Origin of the sequence: Methylosinus sp. R-45379 (assembly GCF_001644125.1) — a bacterium.
Classification (GTDB): domain Bacteria; phylum Pseudomonadota; class Alphaproteobacteria; order Rhizobiales; family Beijerinckiaceae; genus Methylosinus.
Genome location: NZ_LUUM01000014.1, coordinates 1 through 16801, shown reverse-complemented (window position 1 = coordinate 16801; position 16801 = coordinate 1). Strand labels below are relative to the sequence as shown.

The following is a 16801-nucleotide window of genomic DNA, read 5'->3' as shown; positions in this document are numbered from 1 at the left end:
TCCGCGAAGGCGGCCGCACCGTCGGCGCCGGCGTCGTCGCCTCGATCATCGAATAAGGAATTTGGACCGCGGGGCGTCTCGCCTCGCATTCGAGAAACGGCCTGCGAGCCCTCGCGGCTCGCGGCCCAGAGCGCGCCGCGGCTCGCGGTCCAAGAGGAAGACGCTGATGAACGGACAGAATATCCGGATTCGCCTGAAGGCGTTCGATCACCGGATTCTCGATACGTCGACAAAAGAGATCGTCTCCACCGCCAAGCGCACGGGCGCTCAGGTGCGTGGTCCGATCCCGCTGCCGACGAAGATCGAGAAGTTCACGGTGAACCGTTCGCCGCACATCGACAAGAAATCGCGTGAGCAGTTCGAAATCCGGACTCACAAGCGCGTGCTCGATATCGTCGATCCGACCCCGCAAACGGTGGACGCGCTGATGAAGCTCGATCTCGCCGCCGGCGTCGACGTCGAAATCAAGCTCTAATAAAAATGAACCGGGCGCCTCTCGCGACGAGAGCGATGCGCCTTTCGAAGGAAGAGATCATGCGGTCTGGCGTCATCGCGCAAAAGGTCGGAATGACCCGCGTTTTCACCGAAGCGGGCGAGCATGTGCCGGTCACGGTGCTGAAGCTCGACGGCTGCCAAGTCGTCGCCCATCGGACCAAGGAGCAGAACGGCTACACGGCCGTGCAGCTCGGCATCGGCCACGCCAAGGTGAAGAACGTCTCCAAGGCCGAGCGCGGCCGTTTCGCCGTCGCCAAGGTCGAGCCGAAGCTGAAGCTCGCCGAGTTTCGCGTCGAGGAGACGGAGCTGCTTCCCGTCGGCGCCGAGATCACGGCCGATCATTTTGTCGTCGGCCAGTTCGTCGACGTGACCGGCACGACCATCGGCAAGGGCTTCGCCGGCGCGATGAAGCGCTGGAACTTCGGTGGTCTGCGCGCCACTCACGGCGTGTCGATCTCGCATCGCTCGCATGGTTCGACCGGTGGCCGTCAGGACCCGGGCAAGACCTTCAAGAACAAGAAAATGGCCGGGCATATGGGCGTCGACCGCGTGACCACGCTGAATCTGCGGGTCGTGCAGACCGACGTCGAGCGCGGGCTGCTGCTGGTCGAGGGCTCCGTGCCCGGACACGCCGGCGGCTGGATTTTTGTGCGCGACGCGGTGAAGCGGGCGCTGCCGGCCGACGCGCCGCAGCCCGGCAAATACCGTCTGGCGGAAGCTCCCGCCGCGCAAGAAGACAAGAAGGAGGACTGAGCCGTGGTGCAGATTAGCGTCACGTCGTACGACGGCCAGGATGCCGGCTCGATCGAGCTGGCGGACGAGATTTTCGGGCTCGAACCGCGACAGGATCTCATCTTCCGCATGATCCGCTGGCAGCTCGCCAAGCGGCGGGCGGGCACGCATGCGGTGAAGAACCGCGCGGACATCGCCCGCACCGGCAAGAAGCTGCATAAGCAGAAGGGCACGGGCGGCGCTCGTCATGGATCGCGGCGCGCGCCGCAATTCATCGGCGGTGGTCGCGCCTTCGGTCCGGTGGTGCGCAGTCATGAGCACGACCTGCCCAAGAAGGTGCGCGTTCTCGCTCTGAAGCACGCGCTCTCGGCCAAAGCCAAGGACGGCGCCATCATCGTCTGGGAGAGCGCTTCGCTCACCGAGCCGAAGACCAAGCTGCTCAAGGCTGGTTTCGATAAGACCGGGCTTTCCAGCGCGCTCATTATCGACGGCGCGGAGCCGCAGGCCAATTTCGCGCTGGCCGCGCGCAATCTGCCGCGGATCGACGTGCTGCCGGTCCAGGGCGTCAATGTCTATGACATTCTGCGCCGGGAGAAGCTGGTGCTGACCCGCGCGGCGATCGATGCGCTGGAGGCGCGCCTGAAATGAGCAAGGATGTGCGCCATTACGACGTGATCGTCTCCCCGGTCATCACCGAGAAGGCGACGATCGCTTCCGAGCAGAACAAAGTGGTCTTCAATGTCGCCAAGACCGCCACCAAGCCGCAGATCAAGGCGGCGGTGGAGGGGCTCTTCGATGTGAAGGTGGAGGCCGTCAATACTCTGCTGCGCAAGGGCAAGCTGCGCGCCTTCAAGGGCGTGCGCGGCCGCCAGTCGGATGTGAAGAAGGCGGTCGTCACACTGGCCGAAGGCCATAAGATCGACGTGACGACGGGACTCTAAAGGTAGGCTCGAGGACAAAACCATGGCGCTGAAGACATTCAAGCCGGTCACGCCGAGCCTTCGTCAGCTCGTCATCGTCGACCGCAGCGATCTCTACAAGGGCAAGCCCGTCAAGACCCTCACCGAGGGCAAGACGTCCAAGGGCGGCCGCAACAACAATGGGCGCATCACCGTGCGCTTCCGCGGCGGCGGCCACAAGCAGGCCTATCGCCTCGTCGACTTCAAGCGCCGCAAGCTCGACGTCGTCGGCAAGGTGGATCGGATCGAATATGACCCGAACCGCACCGCCTTCATCGCGCTCATCCGTTATGCGGATGACGAGCTGTCCTATATTCTCGCGCCGCAGCGTCTTTCGGTCGGCGACGAGGTGATCTCGGGCGCTCAGGTCGATGTGAAGCCTGGCAACGCCATGCCGATCGGCAATATTCCGGTCGGCACGATCGTCCACAATGTCGAGATCAAGATCGGCAAGGGCGGCGCGATCGCGCGCTCGGCGGGCAATTATGCGCAGATCGTCGGCCGCGATCAGGGTTATGTGATCATTCGCCTGAACTCGGGCGAGCAGCGCCTCGTTCATGGTCAGTGCTTCGCGACCATTGGCGCGGTGTCGAACCCGGATCACATGAACATCTCGCTCGGCAAGGCGGGTCGTTCGCGCTGGCTCGGCCGTCGCCCGCATAACCGCGGCGTCACCATGAACCCGGTCGACCATCCGCACGGCGGCGGCGAAGGCCGCACCTCGGGCGGCCGTCATCCGGTCACGCCCTGGGGCAAGCCGACCAAGGGCAAGAAGACCCGCACGAACAAGAAGACCGACAAATTCATCGTGTCCTCGCGGCACGCCAAGAAGAAGAAGGGCTGATCCATGGCTCGCTCTATCTGGAAAGGCCCGTTCGTCGACGGCTATCTGCTGAAGAAGGCGGAGACCGCGCGCGGCTCGGGACGCAGCGATATCATCAAGATTTGGAGCCGCCGCTCCACCATTCTGCCGCAGTTCGTGGGTCTCACCTTCGGCGTGCATAATGGCCACAAGCATGTGCCGGTGTCTGTCAGCGAAGACATGATCGGGCACAAGTTCGGCGAATTCTCTCCGACGCGGACCTTCCATGGTCATGCGGCGGACAAGAAGTCGAAGAGGGGCTGACGAACATGTCCAAGCCGAGCAATCCGCGCGCGCTGGCCGACAATGAGGCGAAAGCCGTCGCCAACACGCTGCGCGTCTCCCCGCAGAAGCTCAATCTTCTCGCCCAGCTCATCCGCGGCAAGAAGGTGGATCGCGCTCTCGCCGATCTCGAGTTCTCGCGCAAGCGCATCGCTCACGAGGTGAAGAAGACCTTGGAGAGCGCCATCGCCAACGCCGAGAACAATCATGGTCTCGACGTCGACGATCTGATCGTCGCGCAGGCCTTCGTCGGCAAGTCGCTGGTGATGCGGCGCTTCGCGGCGCGCGCCCGCGGTCGCTCGAGCCGTATCGAGAAGCCCTTCGCGAATCTGACGATCATCGTCCGCGAAGTCGAAACGCCGGCGAAAGCCTAAAGGGAGCCAACGATGGGTCAGAAGGTCAATCCGATCGGGCTGCGCCTCGGCGTCAACCGCACCTGGGACTCGCGCTGGTTCGCGAGCAAGGGCGAATACGCCAAGCTCCTGCACGAGGATCTCGCCATTCGCGCAGCGGTGGCCAAGAATCTCAAGCAGGCGGCGGTGTCGCGCATCATCATCGAGCGTCCGCACAAGAAGTGCCGCGTGACGATTCACTCGGCGCGTCCGGGCGTCGTCATCGGCAAGAAGGGCGCGGATATCGACAAGATCCGCAAGCTGGTCGGCAAGCTCACCGGCAGCGAAGTGGTGATCAACATCGTCGAGGTGCGTAAGCCCGAGGTCGAGGCCACTCTGGTCGCGGATTCGATCGCTCAGCAGCTCGAGCGCCGCGTCGCCTTCCGCCGCGCGATGAAGCGCGCCGTGCAGTCGGCGATCCGGCTTGGGGCGCAAGGCATTCGCATCAATTGCTCGGGCCGTCTCGGCGGCGCGGAGATCGCGCGCCTGGAATGGTATCGCGAGGGCCGCGTGCCGCTGCATACGCTGCGCGCCGATGTCGACTATGGCGTCGCCACCGCGCATACCGCTTATGGCGCTTGCGGCATCAAGGTCTGGATCTTCAAGGGCGAGATCCTCGAGCATGATCCGATGGCGCAGGACAAGCGTCTGGCCGAGCAGGCCGCCGGCGGCGGTGAGCGCGAACATCATGGCGAGCGTCGCCGTCGCGAGCCGCGCGAGCCGCGTGACGCGGCCTAATTTCGAGAGTTCGACATCATGTTGCAACCCAAACGCACCAGGTTCCGCAAGGCCTTCAAAGGCCGCATTCACGGAAACGCCAAGGGCGGCTTTTCCCTGAATTTCGGGCAGTTCGGCCTCAAGGCTCTCGAGCCGGAGCGCATCACTGCGCGCCAGATCGAGGCGGCCCGCCGCGCCATGACGCGCCATATGAAGCGCGCTGGCCGCGTGTGGATCCGCATCTTCCCCGACGTGCCGGTTTCCAAGAAGCCGACCGAAGTGCGCATGGGTAAGGGCAAGGGCGCGCCGGAACTCTGGGCCGTGCGTGTCGCCCCGGGCCGCATCATGTTCGAGGTCGACGGCGTCTCCGGCGAGCTCGCGCGCGAGGCTCTGACGCTCGCCGCCGCGAAGCTGCCGATCAAGACGCGCTTCATCGAACGCATCGCCGAGTGAGGATTGCGACAATGAGCACGAACAAGCAACGCGTCTCCGACCTCCGCGGCCTCTCCTTCGATCAGCTGGACGAGGAAGTGCTGAAGCTGAAGAAAGAGCAGTTCAATCTGCGTTTCCAGCGGGCGACTGGCCAGCTCGAGAACACTGCGCGCGTGCGCGTCGTTCGTCGCGACATCGCCCGCGCCAAATCCATCGCCGCGCAGAAGCGCGCTGAACAACAGAGTTGAGAGAGCGCCAATGCCGAAGCGAATTCTCCAGGGCGTCGTCGTCAGCGACAAGCAGAACAAAACCGTGGTGGTGAAGGTGGAGCGCCGCTTCACCCATCCGCTGTTCAAGAAGACTGTTCGTCGCACGAAAAATTATCATGCGCATGACGAGGCGCAGACCTTCAAGGTCGGCGACGAGGTCACGATCGAGGAGACGGCTCCGATTTCGCGGCTGAAGCGCTGGCGAGTGGTCGAAGCCGCCGACAAGGCCTGAGGCCTTCAAAAAGACGAGACGTGTGAAATGGTTTTCTCGGACGAAGTCGGGGGACCGAAACCAGACCGAGACGAAAGGCGGGATAAGCCATGATACAGATGCAGACAAATCTCGATGTCGCCGATAATTCTGGCGCCCGCCGCGTCATGTGCATCAAGGTGCTGGGCGGCTCCAAGCGCAAATACGCCGGTGTCGGCGACATTATCGTCGTCTCGATCAAAGAGGCGATTCCGCGCGGTCGCGTGAAGAAAGGCGACGTGCTCAAGGCGGTTGTCGTCCGCACGGCCAAAGACATCAAGCGCGCCGACGGCTCGGTGATCCGCTTCGATTCCAATGCTGCGGTTCTGATCAACAATCAGAAGGAGCCGATCGGCACGCGTATCTTCGGACCCGTGCCGCGCGAGCTGCGCGCCAAGAACCATATGAAGATCATTTCGCTCGCGCCGGAGGTGCTGTAATGGCCGCGAAAATCAAGAAAGGCGACAAGGTCGTCGTTCTCGCCGGTCGCGACAAGGGCCGCACGGGTCAGGTTATCCAGGTGATGCCGACGGAAGGTCGCGCCGTGGTGGAAGGCGTGAATCTCGTCAAGCGCCACCAGCGCCAGACGCGCCAGCAGGAGGCGGGGATCGTCACCAAGGCGGCGGCGCTCGACCTGTCCAACATCGCGATCGCCGATCCCAAGGACGGCAAGCCGACGCGCGTCGGTTTCAAGACTCTCGATGACGGCCGCAAGGTCCGCATCGCCAAGCGTTCCGGAGAACAGATCGATGGCTGAGGAAAAGAAGCCGAAAGCCGCCAAGGCTCCGAAGGCGGACGGCGAGGCCAAGAAGGCCGGCAAGGCGAAGTCCGCTCCCGAGTCTGCGTCGCATGAAGGCGGCGAGCGACGTTCCGCTGGGCCGAAGTCGCTCCCCGAGGGCGCCTATGAGGTGCGGCTGAAAAAGCACTATGAGGAAGTGGTTCGCGCCAAGCTCATGGAAGAGTTCGGCTATAAGAACGCTTTCGAGGTGCCGGCGATCGAGAAGATCGTGCTGAACATGGGCGTCGGCGAGGCGGTCAACGACAGCAAGAAGGTGACGGCGGCCGCCGGCGACCTCGCGTTGATCGCTGGCCAGAAGCCGGTGGTGACGCGCGCCCGCAAGGCGATCTCGACCTTCAAGGTGCGCGAGAATATGCCGATCGGCGCCAAGGTCACGCTGCGCAAGACGCGCATGTATGAATTTCTGGACCGTCTGATCACGATCGCGCTGCCGCGCGTTCGCGATTTCCGCGGCCTCAATCCCAAGTCCTTCGACGGACGCGGCTCCTACGCCCTCGGCATCAAGGAGCATATCGTGTTTCCCGAGATCGACTATGACAAGGCCGAGTCGATCCTCGGCATGGACGTCATCGTCGTGACGACGGCGAAGACGGACGACGAGGCGCGCGCGCTCCTGCGCGCGTTCAATTTCCCGTTCCGGCAGTGAGACGGTAAGTCTCAGACGCGGAAACCGAAGGCATAGAAAATGGCCAAGAAGAGTTCGATCGAGAACAACAAGCGCAGGGCGAAGCTCGCCAAGGCCTATGCGGGCCGCCGCGAGCGGCTGAAGGCGAAGGCGAATGACGAGGCGCTCACCGCCGAGGAGCGGTTCGAGGCGCGTCTCAAGCTCGCCGAGCTGCCGCGCAATTCCGCGGCGATTCGCATTCGCAATCGCTGCGAGGTTTCGGGACGTCCGCGCGCTTTCTATCGCAAGCTGAAGCTGTCGCGCGTGGCGCTGCGTGAGCTCGGCTCGCGCGGCCTCATTCCCGGTCTCGTGAAGTCCAGCTGGTAAGGGAGAGAGCGAATGTCGATCAGCGATCCGTTGGGCGATCTGCTCACCCGTATCCGCAATGCGCAGATGCGCCGCAAGGACAAGGTCCAGACGCCGGGCTCGCGCCTGCGCGGCCATGTTCTCGACGTGCTGAAGGAAGAAGGCTACATCCGCGGCTACACGACCACGGATTTCGGCAATGGCCGCACCGAGTTCGAGATCGAGCTGAAATATTTCGACGGCGAGCCGGTCATCAAGACGATCGAGCGCGTCTCGCGTCCAGGCCGCCGGGTCTATGCGGGCGTCGATAAGACGCCGCGCGTGGCCAATGGCCTCGGCATCACCATCGTGTCGACGCCCAAAGGCGTCATGGCCGATCACAAGGCCCGCGAGAACAATGTCGGCGGCGAGGTGCTTGCCAAGGTCTTCTGACCGAAGCTCGCAGGAATTGGGATAGGACTTCAACCATGTCTCGTATCGGCAAGAAGCCCGTCATCGTGCCGGCCGGCGTGACCGCGAAGGTCGACGGCCAGCTCGTCCAGGTGAAGGGCGCGAAGGGCGAGCTGCAGTTCCGGGTTCCCGACGATGTCGCGGTGACTCAGGACGGCAATTCGATCAAGGTCGACCCACGCTCCAACAGCAAGCGCGCTCGCGCGCTGTGGGGCACGTCGCGCGCTCAGGTGAACAATCTCGTGGTCGGCGTCACCGCCGGCTTCGAGAAGAAACTCGAGATCAACGGCGTCGGTTATCGCGCCGCGGTCGCCGGCAAGAATCTGCAGCTCGCGCTCGGCTATTCGCATGACGTGAACTATCCGATCCCGGCCGGCATAGCGATCGTGACGCCCAAGCCCACGGAGATCACCATCTCCGGCGTGGACAAGCGCCAGGTCGGTCAGGTCGCCGCCGAGATCCGCGCGTTGCGCGGCCCCGAGCCCTATAAGGGCAAGGGCGTGAAATACGCCGGCGAATTCATCTTCCGTAAGGAAGGCAAGAAGAAGTAAGGACGCGAGCCATGGCAAAGGACGTAAATGCAGCCGCCCGGCGCAAGGCCCGGGTCCGTCGGAGCATTCGCGCGCGCGCCTATGGCCGCCCGCGTCTGTCGGTGTTCCGCTCTTCGGAGCAGATCTATGCGCAGATCATCGACGACGAGAAGGGCGTGACCATCGTCTCCGCCTCGACGCTCGAGAAGGCCAATCGCGAGACGCTGAAGACGGGCGCCAACAAGGAAGCGGCGCATCTCGTCGGCAAGCAGCTCGCCGAGCGCGCCGCCGCCAAGGGCATCACGGAAGTCGTGTTCGATCGCGGGGCCTATATCTATCATGGCCGCGTTCAGGCGCTGGCCGAGGGCGCTCGCGAGGGCGGCCTGCAGTTCTGATGCGCCTCCTCCCGCTGGCGGGGGGAGACTTCGCGCATCGGCGCGGCGAATGAGGGCTGGCGCGGCGTAGCGAGGCGATGGTCGAAAGGCTCTCGCCGACCTTGCGTCGTGCGGCCCCTCTCCTGTATGCGGGAGAGGAACCAAACCCCAAGCGAGCGGCGCTATTGCCGCGTAAGTGACGGAAGAGAAAATGGCTCGTGAACCAGAAGGCGGCCGCGGCCGCGACCGGGATCGGGACGACCGCGACAATGAGTTCGTGGACCGTCTCGTCCACATCAACCGCGTCGCCAAAGTGGTGAAGGGCGGCCGGCGTTTCGGCTTTGCCGCGCTCGTCGTCGTCGGCGACCAGAAGGGCCGCGTCGGCTATGGCCACGGCAAGGCGCGCGAAGTGCCGGAAGCGATCCGCAAGGCGACGGAAGCCGCCAAGCGCGCGCTCATCCGCGTGCCGCTGCGCGAAGGCCGCACGCTGCATCATGACGTCAACGGCCGCCATGGCGCGGGCCGCGTCGTGCTGCGCGCCGCGCCTCCCGGCACCGGCATCATCGCCGGCGGCCCGATGCGCGCCGTTTTCGAGACGCTGGGCGTTCACGACGTCGTGGCCAAGAGCCAGGGCTCCTCGAATCCCTACAACATGATTCGCGCGACGTTCGACGCGCTCGAGCGCGAAGATTCTCCGCGTTCGGTCGCCGCTCGTCGTTCTCTCAAGGTCTCCGCGCTGCAGGCGCGCCGTCAGGGCGCCGAAGCCGAAGCCGTCGACGCTTGAGGGGAGGGCTTGCGATGAGCGATAAGAAAATCACCGTCGAGCAGACCGGCAGCGCCATCGGCCGTCCCGAGCGTCAGCATAGAACGCTGACCGGCCTCGGCCTCACGCGCATCGGCAAGCGTCGCACGCTCGAGGACACGCCCGCTGTGCGCGGGATGATCGCGAAAGTCGCGCATCTCGTCAAAATCGTCGACGAGAAGTGAGGGGCGGGACAATGGTGAAGCTCAACGATCTCTCCGACAATCCCGGCTCCAGCAAGAATCGCATGCGCGTGGGCCGCGGCATCGGCTCCGGCAAGGGCAAGACCGCGGGTCGCGGCGTCAAGGGCCAGAAGGCTCGCACCGGCGTCGCTGTGAAAGGCTTCGAAGGCGGCCAGATGCCGCTGCATCGTCGCCTGCCCAAGCGCGGGTTCTTCAATCCCTTCTCGACCGACTATAATGAGGTCAATCTCGGCCGCATTCAGCAGGCGGTGGAGGCAGGCAAGCTCGACGCCGCCGCTCCGGTGACGATCGACGCGCTGATCGCCGCCGGCGTGGTCTCCAAGCCGCGCGACGGCGTGAAGATCCTCGGCAATGGCAAGCTCGAGGCGAAGCTCGCCTTCGAGGTCGCCGCCGCTTCGAAATCGGCAGTGGCCGCTATCGAGGCCGCCGGCGGCTCGGTCAAGCTGCTCGTCGCCGCGGAAGAGCCCGCCTCGGCCTGAAGCCGCCGCCCGGCCCGCGACGCGTAGGCCGGGCGTCAGCTCGAGGGGGCGCATTTTTCGCCGCCTCGAGGTTAATCGTATCGACCAAAAAACTGGCGATCCGCCCATCCGTCGTGATACGGAGTCGCCTGTGCGAGCCGGCGAGAAGAGGCTAGACTTTTTTTTCGCCGACATCGTGCGATAGACATGCGCCGGGTCCGGCCCCTCGAATGGGCTGGGCCGAAAACAGAGCGCGGCGTCGCGGCGGCCAGCGCTGCGTCGCTTCGACGCTCGTCTAAAAGAAAACCGCGCGGCGCGCGACGAGGGAGCCTCGCCCATGGCATCGGCAGCCGAACAGCTTGCGGCCAACGTCAATTTTTCCGCTTTCGGCAAAGCGGATGAGCTCAAGAAACGCATCTGGTTCACGCTCGGCGCGCTGATCGTCTATCGCCTCGGCACTTATGTGCCGCTGCCGGGCATCGACCCGGACGCCTTCGCCAAGAGCTTCTTCGGCCAGTCGAAGGGCGTGCTCGAGCTGTTCAACATGTTCGCCGGCGGCGCGGTTCAGCGTAGCGCGATCTTCGCGTTGAACATCATGCCTTATATTTCCGCCTCCATCATCATTCAGCTTCTCACGACGGTGATTCCGTCGCTCGAGCAGGTGAAGAAGGAAGGCGAGCAGGGCCGCAAGGTCCTCAACCAATATACGCGCTATCTCACCGTCATTCTGGCGACCTTCCAGGCCTATGGCATGGCGATCGGCCTCGAGGGACAGCAAGGCGTCGTGACAGAGCCAGGGCTGTTCTTTCGCCTCACGACCGTCTGCACGCTCGTCGGCGGCACGATGTTCCTGATGTGGCTCGGCGAGCAGATCACGTCGCGCGGCATCGGCAATGGCTCCTCGCTGATTATTTTCGCGGGCATTGTCGCGGCCTTTCCGGCGGCGATCCTCAGCACTCTCGAGCTCGGCAAGCAGGGCGCGATCTCGACTGGCGTCATCCTCGGCGTGATCGCCATGTCCTTCTTCGTCATCGCCTTCATCGTCTATATGGAGCGAGCGCAGAGGCGATTGCTCATCACCTATCCCAAGCGACAGCACGGCAATCGTGTCTATGAGGGCCAGACCTCCTTCCTGCCGCTGAAGCTCAACACCTCGGGCGTCATTCCGCCGATCTTCGCCTCGTCGCTGCTGCTGCTGCCGACGACGATCGCGAATTTCTATCAGACGCAGGGCACGGACAATATTTTTGCGACCATCTCGGCCTATTTCGGGCATGGGCGGCCGCTCTATATGCTGTCCTATGTCGGGCTGATCGTGTTCTTCGCTTTCTTCTACACGGCCATCGTCTTCAATCCGACGGAGACGGCCGATAATCTGAAGAAGCATGGCGGCTTCATCCCCGGCATTCGGCCGGGTGAGCGCACGGCGAAGTTCATCGACGATGTGCTGATGCGCATCACCGTGCTCGGCGCCGCCTATCTCGCGGTAATCTGCCTGCTGCCGGAAATGCTGATCTCCTACGCCAATCTGCCGTTTTATTTCGGCGGCACCTCGCTGCTCATCGTGGTGAGCGTGACGATGGATACGGTGGCGCAGGTCCACGGTCATCTCCAGGCTCATCAATATGAGGGCCTGATCCGCAAGACGAAACTTCGCGGGCGACGCAAATGAGGCTGGTGCTGCTCGGACCGCCGGGCGCGGGCAAGGGCACGCAATCGGCTCGGCTCGTCGCGAAATATTCGATCCCGCAGCTCTCGACCGGCGACATGCTGCGCGCCGCCGTCGAGGCGAGGACGCCGATCGGCCTCGAGGCCAAGGAGATCATGGATCGCGGCGCGCTGGTGCCCGACGCTGTCGTCGTCGGCATCATTGGCCAGCGCATCAAGGAGAAGGACGCCGCCAACGGCTTCATTCTCGATGGTTTCCCGCGCACGGTGGCGCAGGCTCAGGCGCTCGATCAGCTGCTGGACCGCGAGGGGCTGAAGCTCGATGCGGTCATAGAGCTCAGCGTCGATGAGAATGCGCTGCTCGCGCGCATGCAGAATCGCGTCGATGAGACGCGCGCCCGCGGCGGCGAGGTGCGCGCCGACGACAATCCAGAAGCGTTCAAGACGCGGCTGGACGCTTATCGCACGCAAACTGCGCCAGTGTCGGATTATTATTCCGGCAAGGGCGAGCTGAAGCAGGTCGACGGCATGGAGCCGGTCGACGCCGTCAGCGCGGCGATCGAGCAGGCGTTGGAGCACTGAACCCAAAGCGCTCGCCTTTTGTCTTCGCGCTTGCCGCGAGGACAAAGGAGAGCGCGGGACTTCTTCACTCGCAATCGAGCTGGCGTCCGCGCAAATGGCAGCGCAGACGCGGCGTCGCTTCGGCGTCGTAATTGGTGACGATCCATTCGCCGTCGCCGCGTTCGAATGTCGCGAAGCCGAAGGTGGCGGCGACGCCGCGGCCTTGCGCGACCGTAGCCTCGCCGATCGTCGCTCCATCGAAATTGGTCGGTATGCGCGGGTCCATGGCGGTGCCGCCGACGCCGACAATGAATTGCGCCGGCCGGTCCTCCCGAAAGCTCAGAGCTTCGAAAGCGTGGAGATGGCCCGACAGGATGGCCTGCACGCTCGCCGGAATATTGTCATGGGCGGCGGCGGCCAGCGTTTCATTGATGCCGATCGTTTCGCCGATCCGCGATCGAAACAGCGAGAAGATCGGCTTGTGGAACGCATACCAGACCGGGCCGGGCGCGTCCTTGGCGACAGTGAGCTGGCTGCGTAGAAAAGCTGCCTGCTCGATGACCACAGTGCGCTCTTCCGCTTCGGTCGTGTCGAGAATGTAGAGCGTCGGATCGGCGATATCGACGCGATAGGCCTGCTCGCGCTCGACGCATTGGGGATTCTCGCTCAGCGGCAGTGGCGAGAGCGTCCGCGTCCAGCCTCGGCCGGCGCGCTTGCAGATTTCGTGATTGCCGCGCACGAGCGCCAAAGGGGCGGCGCGCAGCAGAGCGTCGCCAGGCTCGAAGAAATCCGCCTTCCAGGCCTCCCAATTGTCGCCATGAGGCGAGCCGGCGCAGCCCGCCATGCCGGGGAGGCACGCGGTCTCGCGATAATGATAATCGCCGACATGGATCACGATGTCCGGGGCAAATTTTGCAGCGGTCTCGGCGACTCGGCGGAAGGGCCAGGCTTCCGCAGAATTGCAATCCTGCACGAATATGCCTTTGAGTCGGCAACCGGTATCGCCGAGGACCAGGGCCTTGTCGATGCGCTCCGGCGGAGGGCGCAGCGGCGCGCCGGCGATTGTGAGGCTTCGTGTTCCTTTCGGAACCCTCACGGCGCAGACCGTGATCGGAAAGTCTTCTCCCGGCCGCGCGCGCGGCGTCATGGCGATGGCGCGGCCGTCGATCTCGGCGGCGGGGCAGGCGTCGCTCTGCGTTATGGCGCGCGCCTCCCATCCATCGGCGGCGGCCTGCAGCCAGCGATAGGAGTCCTCGGCGCGCGCCGGCCCGCAGAAGAACAGCGCGCCGAGCGCGAGCAAGCCCAGAGCGCGTGGGAGGAGAAATTCTCCTCTGTCATCTGCGTCGAAAGCGTGGGATTTATAGGGCGTTGCTTTGGTAGAGGTCATCTTTTCGCCGGTTTCGGAAAGTTGTCTCGGGCTCGGCCGCAGCGATCCCGCGTCGCATAGACGAAATCGCGGCCGCCGGGCGCCTCGCATGGGCTCATACGGAGGGAAGGATACTCCATGAAGAAGATTTTCGTGACGGCGGCGGCGCTGGCCATGGCCGCGTCGCTCGCAGGCTGCAATACGCCCGGCGAGCGCGCCGCTGGCGGCGCCCTCATCGGCGGCGCGGGCGGAGCGGCGATCGGCGCCGCGGCCTCCGGCGGCCGCGCGGGCGGCACGCTCGCAGGGGCGGCGATCGGTGCGGCGACCGGCGCCGTCGTCGGCGCGGCGACCGCCCCGCCGCAGCAATGCGCCCGCTGGGGCTGGGATTATTACGGCAATCGCGTCTGCGTCGCCTATTATAATTACTGAGATTGCCAGGGACGCGAAGCGCAGAGCTTCGCGTCCAGATTTTTTTTGACGGTCAGTTGGCGCGGGCGAGGCCGAGCGCGTTGCGTAGCTCCGTCCGCGCGGCTTCTATGTCCTTGCGATAGGCGGGGTCGAGCTCCATGATCGCATGCACCGCATAGGCGACGAGCCGCGCCGCAGCGACGTCGCTGGGGAAATGCACGCCGCAGACGAGCCGATTGTTGCCGTAATCATCCGCCCGCGCGAGGATTTCGTCGCGACGCTCGGGCGCGATGTCGATCAGCGCCAGGCCCATGAGATAACCGACGGTCGTATGGCCGCTCGGATAGGAATCGTCCTTCGCCTTGGTCTTGCAGACGGGATGCAGCGTCTTGTCGACATTATAAGGCCGGATGCGATGGAAGGCGTCCTTGGCGGCGCCCGTATTGGCGGATTCGTCGGCCTTCAGCCGTGCGCCGAGAGCTTCGACCGCCGGCAGATTCTCCTTGGTGAATTTCTCGCCGAAGACCGTGTGATAGAGGAAGATGGTCTGATTCTCGTCGTCCGCCTTGGCGCGCGCGGCCTGCTCCGCGGTGCGCGCATCCTCGATGCGATGCAGCTCGGCGAGCTCGGCGTCGCTCTTCGGCGAGTGCGGTGCGGGCGGGGTCGCGAGAATTTCGAGCGGATGGCTCTGCTCGGGCGTCACAAAGCCCTCGCGCGCGGCTGCGGGCGCGCAGAGCAGAGCGAGAACCGAAAGGATCGCGGCGGTTTTCTTCATATGAGCTGGTTCCGGCGGCCGTCATTTTCGATTACGCGCAGTCCCCGGGCCGCCCGGCCGCGCGCTTCGGCGTACGGCTTTCTACCCGAAACTTCTTGTCCGTGCGATGACGGCGTCTCATGTGGGGCGCATTCATCGGATCGGCAGAAAGAGATCGGTGATCGTCTCATGCTCCGGGACATCGGGATAGAAGGCGATTCTCTGGCAGAACAGAGGAAAGTCGCGCGGCTCCTCGCCGCTCGCCGGCAGCCAGTCGCGATAGAGGAAGAGCGCCGGCCGCTCCAGATTTTCGCTGGAGCCGATGACGCGCAACACGGCGCAGCGGCCGCCCGGTATCAGCCCGGATGTCACGCCCGCCGCATTGGCGGCGATCGGCCGATCGCTCGCCGCGCAGAGATCGATGCGGAACGCCTCCGGCGCCGTGATGCGCGGATCGCAAGGAAAAATGGTGAAGGTCGCCGCGATATCGCGGGAGAGGCCCACCGACCGGCGCCATTCGATGAAACGCCGCACGCTCTCATAGACGCGCGCGGGATCGCCCCTATGGGTCAGAATGGCGACCGGCGTCGGGGGAAAGTCTCTCACGGTCACATCAGCGGGGGAGTAGGTCATATTCGCGCTCCGGGCTCGATCGAGCGGCTCCAAGGCCGCGAGCCACTGCTCCCAGTCGGGCGATTTGCGGAAGGCCGATGGCGTTTGCCCGACGCATTCCCGAAAGGCGCGGGCGAAGCCGTCAGGCGCCTCATATCCAGAGTCGAGAGCGATCGCCGTCACATTGTCGTCCGCGTGAAAGGCCAGCCGATAGGATGCCCGCTTCATGCGGGCGAGCTGGACATAGCGGTGCGCCGAGACGCCGAAAGTCGCGCCGAACTGCCGGTGGAAGTGATGCTTCGAGAAAGCCGCCACGTCACTGAGAACATCGAGGCTGAGATCTTCGTCGAGATGCCGGTCGATATGATCCAGCACGCGCCGCATCCGGGCCTGATAATTCTCGAGCGCCGTTTTCCCCATTCCATCCTCCGTGGCGCTCTCATCTGAGCATTCGCCTCGGCGGCGCGCTCGGCCGATCTTGCGATCTCGCCGGGGGCGCGCGACTTTTTTCTGCGTGGGACGAAACGCGAGACATGCGATTCGCGAACGTCACTCATGCGCCGCATGGGCGCGGCGCGGTGGAGAAAGCTTCATGAAATTGCACAGATTCCTTCTGCTCTCGCTCTTCTGCCTGGTCGTTTCCGGGCTCGCGCGCGCCGAGACGGCGCCCGCGCCGCGCTTCAAAGCGGTGGCTTTCGACTATTTCGTGCTCTTCGACGCCAATTCGGTGATTCCGGCGGTCGAGGCCGCCTATCCGGGCAAAGGCGCGGAATTCACCAAGCTCTGGCGCGCCAAGCAGTTCGAATATTGCTTCCTGCGCTCGATCACCGGCCGCCATGCGGATTTTTTCGAGGTGACGGGCGACGCGCTCGCCTATGCCGCCCAGGCGATGAAGCTCGATCTGCCGCCGGCGACCCGCGAGCGTCTCATGAACGCCTATCTGACGCTCACCCCCTGGCCCGATACTCTGGATGCGCTGCGCCGGCTGAAGGCCGCCGGCGTGCGCGTCGTCACAATCGCGAATTTCAGTGGAAAGATGCTGTCGGCCAATGCGGAGCGCGCCGGCCTCACCTTCTATTTCGACGAATTGCTGAGCACCGAGGTCAATGCGACCTATAAGCCCGATCCCAAGGCCTATGCGCTGGGAATGGAGCGGCTGCATCTCGCTAAGGAGGAGATTCTCTTCGCCGCTTTCGGCAGCTGGGACGCCTATGGCGCCAAGGCCTTCGGCTATCCGACCATTTGGGTCAACCGCTTCGGCCTGCCGGCGGAAAAGCTCGGCGTCGTGCCGGATGTGGTCGCACCGGATATGAAAGGGCTGCTGGAGCTGGTTCTCGGCCGTTCGTGAGGTCAGGCGATCTTCGCATAGAGCGCTTTCCGATCGAACGGAATCGTTCGATCGATCAGAATTCGCTCCCGATAGAGAAATGAGAGCGTTATCCGATCCAATTGGATC

28 protein-coding genes are annotated in these 16801 nt (G+C 64.2%); 25 read left to right on the top strand and 3 right to left on the bottom strand.

The features are described 5' to 3' along the window. Window positions 1-166: 166 nt before the first annotated feature. The 23 genes from rpsJ to A1351_RS01475 all read left to right on the top strand — a co-directional run bounded on the left by rpsJ (window position 167) and on the right by A1351_RS01475 (window position 12226). The gene (rpsJ, locus tag A1351_RS01585) at window positions 167-475 is read left to right on the top strand and encodes a 30S ribosomal protein S10 (protein ID WP_003613511.1); all 309 of its coding nucleotides are present in this window, start codon (window positions 167-169) and stop codon (window positions 473-475) included. A gap of 59 nt (window positions 476-534) precedes the next feature. Next, complete coding sequence (gene rplC / locus A1351_RS01580) at window positions 535-1248, top strand: 50S ribosomal protein L3 (RefSeq protein WP_024881011.1); 714 nt, start codon at window positions 535-537, stop codon at window positions 1246-1248. 6 nt (window positions 1249-1254) lie between these two features. Continuing rightward, complete coding sequence (rplD, locus tag A1351_RS01575) at window positions 1255-1875, top strand: 50S ribosomal protein L4 (protein WP_024881010.1); 621 nt, start codon at window positions 1255-1257, stop codon at window positions 1873-1875. Further along, window positions 1872-2168, top strand: a complete 297-nt coding sequence (locus A1351_RS01570) for a 50S ribosomal protein L23 (protein WP_024881009.1) — start codon at window positions 1872-1874, stop codon at window positions 2166-2168. Before rplD ends, A1351_RS01570 begins: the two co-directional genes overlap by 4 nt. A 22-nt stretch (window positions 2169-2190) precedes the next feature. Beyond that, a complete protein-coding gene (gene rplB, locus A1351_RS01565; RefSeq protein ID WP_024881008.1) occupies window positions 2191-3030 on the top strand; it encodes a 50S ribosomal protein L2 in 840 nt (279 codons plus the stop codon). 3 nt (window positions 3031-3033) lie between these two features. Beyond that, window positions 3034-3312 (top strand): 30S ribosomal protein S19, encoded by a 279-nt coding sequence (gene rpsS, locus A1351_RS01560; protein ID WP_024881007.1) that lies wholly within the window; start codon window positions 3034-3036, stop codon window positions 3310-3312. Window positions 3313-3317: 5 nt separating this feature from the next. Beyond that, window positions 3318-3704 (top strand): 50S ribosomal protein L22, encoded by a 387-nt coding sequence (rplV, locus tag A1351_RS01555; protein WP_018266635.1) that lies wholly within the window; start codon window positions 3318-3320, stop codon window positions 3702-3704. Between the two features lie 12 nt (window positions 3705-3716). Next, window positions 3717-4460, top strand: coding sequence for a 30S ribosomal protein S3 (gene rpsC / locus A1351_RS01550; protein WP_024881006.1), 744 nt, complete (start codon window positions 3717-3719; stop codon window positions 4458-4460). An 18-nt stretch (window positions 4461-4478) separates the two neighbouring features. Continuing rightward, a complete protein-coding gene (gene rplP / locus A1351_RS01545; RefSeq protein WP_018266633.1) occupies window positions 4479-4892 on the top strand; it encodes a 50S ribosomal protein L16 in 414 nt (137 codons plus the stop codon). An 11-nt stretch (window positions 4893-4903) separates the two neighbouring features. After that, entirely contained in the window at window positions 4904-5119 is a 216-nt protein-coding gene (gene rpmC, locus A1351_RS01540) for a 50S ribosomal protein L29 (RefSeq protein WP_024881005.1), read from the top strand. Between the two features lie 10 nt (window positions 5120-5129). Next, entirely contained in the window at window positions 5130-5372 is a 243-nt protein-coding gene (rpsQ, locus tag A1351_RS01535; RefSeq protein WP_018266631.1) for a 30S ribosomal protein S17, read from the top strand. Between the two features lie 89 nt (window positions 5373-5461). Beyond that, window positions 5462-5830 carry a 50S ribosomal protein L14 gene (gene rplN, locus A1351_RS01530; protein WP_018266630.1) on the top strand — a complete coding sequence of 123 codons (369 nt, stop codon included), beginning with the start codon at window positions 5462-5464 and terminating at the stop codon, window positions 5828-5830. Further along, window positions 5830-6147, top strand: a complete 318-nt coding sequence (gene rplX / locus A1351_RS01525) for a 50S ribosomal protein L24 (RefSeq protein ID WP_024881004.1) — start codon at window positions 5830-5832, stop codon at window positions 6145-6147. Before rplN ends, rplX begins: the two co-directional genes overlap by 1 nt. After that, window positions 6140-6835: a 50S ribosomal protein L5 gene (rplE, locus tag A1351_RS01520; protein WP_036291174.1), complete on the top strand. Its 696-nt coding sequence runs from the start codon at window positions 6140-6142 to the stop codon at window positions 6833-6835. Before rplX ends, rplE begins: the two co-directional genes overlap by 8 nt. Before the next feature lie 39 nt (window positions 6836-6874). Next, a complete protein-coding gene (gene rpsN, locus A1351_RS01515; protein WP_018266627.1) occupies window positions 6875-7180 on the top strand; it encodes a 30S ribosomal protein S14 in 306 nt (101 codons plus the stop codon). A 12-nt stretch (window positions 7181-7192) separates the two neighbouring features. Then, the gene (gene rpsH, locus A1351_RS01510) at window positions 7193-7591 is read left to right on the top strand and encodes a 30S ribosomal protein S8 (protein WP_018266626.1); all 399 of its coding nucleotides are present in this window, start codon (window positions 7193-7195) and stop codon (window positions 7589-7591) included. Between the two features lie 35 nt (window positions 7592-7626). Next, a complete protein-coding gene (rplF, locus tag A1351_RS01505) occupies window positions 7627-8160 on the top strand; it encodes a 50S ribosomal protein L6 (RefSeq protein WP_024881002.1) in 534 nt (177 codons plus the stop codon). 11 nt (window positions 8161-8171) lie between these two features. Then, a complete protein-coding gene (rplR, locus tag A1351_RS01500) occupies window positions 8172-8534 on the top strand; it encodes a 50S ribosomal protein L18 (RefSeq protein WP_024881001.1) in 363 nt (120 codons plus the stop codon). A gap of 190 nt (window positions 8535-8724) precedes the next feature. Continuing rightward, complete coding sequence (gene rpsE, locus A1351_RS01495) at window positions 8725-9297, top strand: 30S ribosomal protein S5 (RefSeq protein ID WP_018266623.1); 573 nt, start codon at window positions 8725-8727, stop codon at window positions 9295-9297. A gap of 14 nt (window positions 9298-9311) precedes the next feature. Then, entirely contained in the window at window positions 9312-9500 is a 189-nt protein-coding gene (gene rpmD / locus A1351_RS01490; RefSeq protein ID WP_018266622.1) for a 50S ribosomal protein L30, read from the top strand. Window positions 9501-9514: 14 nt separating this feature from the next. Further along, window positions 9515-9997, top strand: a complete 483-nt coding sequence (rplO, locus tag A1351_RS01485; RefSeq protein ID WP_024881000.1) for a 50S ribosomal protein L15 — start codon at window positions 9515-9517, stop codon at window positions 9995-9997. A 316-nt stretch (window positions 9998-10313) separates the two neighbouring features. Further along, window positions 10314-11648, top strand: a complete 1335-nt coding sequence (gene secY, locus A1351_RS01480; protein ID WP_024880999.1) for a preprotein translocase subunit SecY — start codon at window positions 10314-10316, stop codon at window positions 11646-11648. Continuing rightward, window positions 11645-12226 (top strand): adenylate kinase, encoded by a 582-nt coding sequence (locus A1351_RS01475; RefSeq protein ID WP_024880998.1) that lies wholly within the window; start codon window positions 11645-11647, stop codon window positions 12224-12226. The genes secY and A1351_RS01475 overlap by 4 nt, the downstream gene beginning before the upstream one ends. 64 nt (window positions 12227-12290) lie before the next feature. On the opposite strand, the gene A1351_RS01470 is transcribed toward A1351_RS01475, so the two are convergent. Next, window positions 12291-13592, bottom strand: a complete 1302-nt coding sequence (locus tag A1351_RS01470) for a metallophosphoesterase (RefSeq protein ID WP_064031979.1) — start codon at window positions 13590-13592, stop codon at window positions 12291-12293. A gap of 117 nt (window positions 13593-13709) precedes the next feature. On the opposite strand from A1351_RS01470, the gene A1351_RS01465 reads away from it, so the two are divergent. Continuing rightward, entirely contained in the window at window positions 13710-14000 is a 291-nt protein-coding gene (locus tag A1351_RS01465) for a hypothetical protein (protein ID WP_024880996.1), read from the top strand. Between the two features lie 52 nt (window positions 14001-14052). Here the strand turns inward: A1351_RS01465 and A1351_RS01460 are convergent, their stop codons facing one another. Together A1351_RS01460 and A1351_RS01455 are read right to left on the bottom strand one after the other, a co-directional pair. Next, on the bottom strand, window positions 14053-14754 hold the full coding sequence (locus tag A1351_RS01460; protein ID WP_064031978.1) for a phosphatase PAP2 family protein: 702 nt from the start codon (window positions 14752-14754) through the stop codon (window positions 14053-14055). Window positions 14755-14886: 132 nt separating this feature from the next. Then, window positions 14887-15765, bottom strand: a complete 879-nt coding sequence (locus tag A1351_RS01455; protein ID WP_064031977.1) for a GyrI-like domain-containing protein — start codon at window positions 15763-15765, stop codon at window positions 14887-14889. A gap of 172 nt (window positions 15766-15937) precedes the next feature. On the opposite strand from A1351_RS01455, the gene A1351_RS01450 reads away from it, so the two are divergent. After that, window positions 15938-16693 carry a haloacid dehalogenase type II gene (locus A1351_RS01450; protein ID WP_064031976.1) on the top strand — a complete coding sequence of 252 codons (756 nt, stop codon included), beginning with the start codon at window positions 15938-15940 and terminating at the stop codon, window positions 16691-16693. Window positions 16694-16801: the final 108 nt, after the last annotated feature.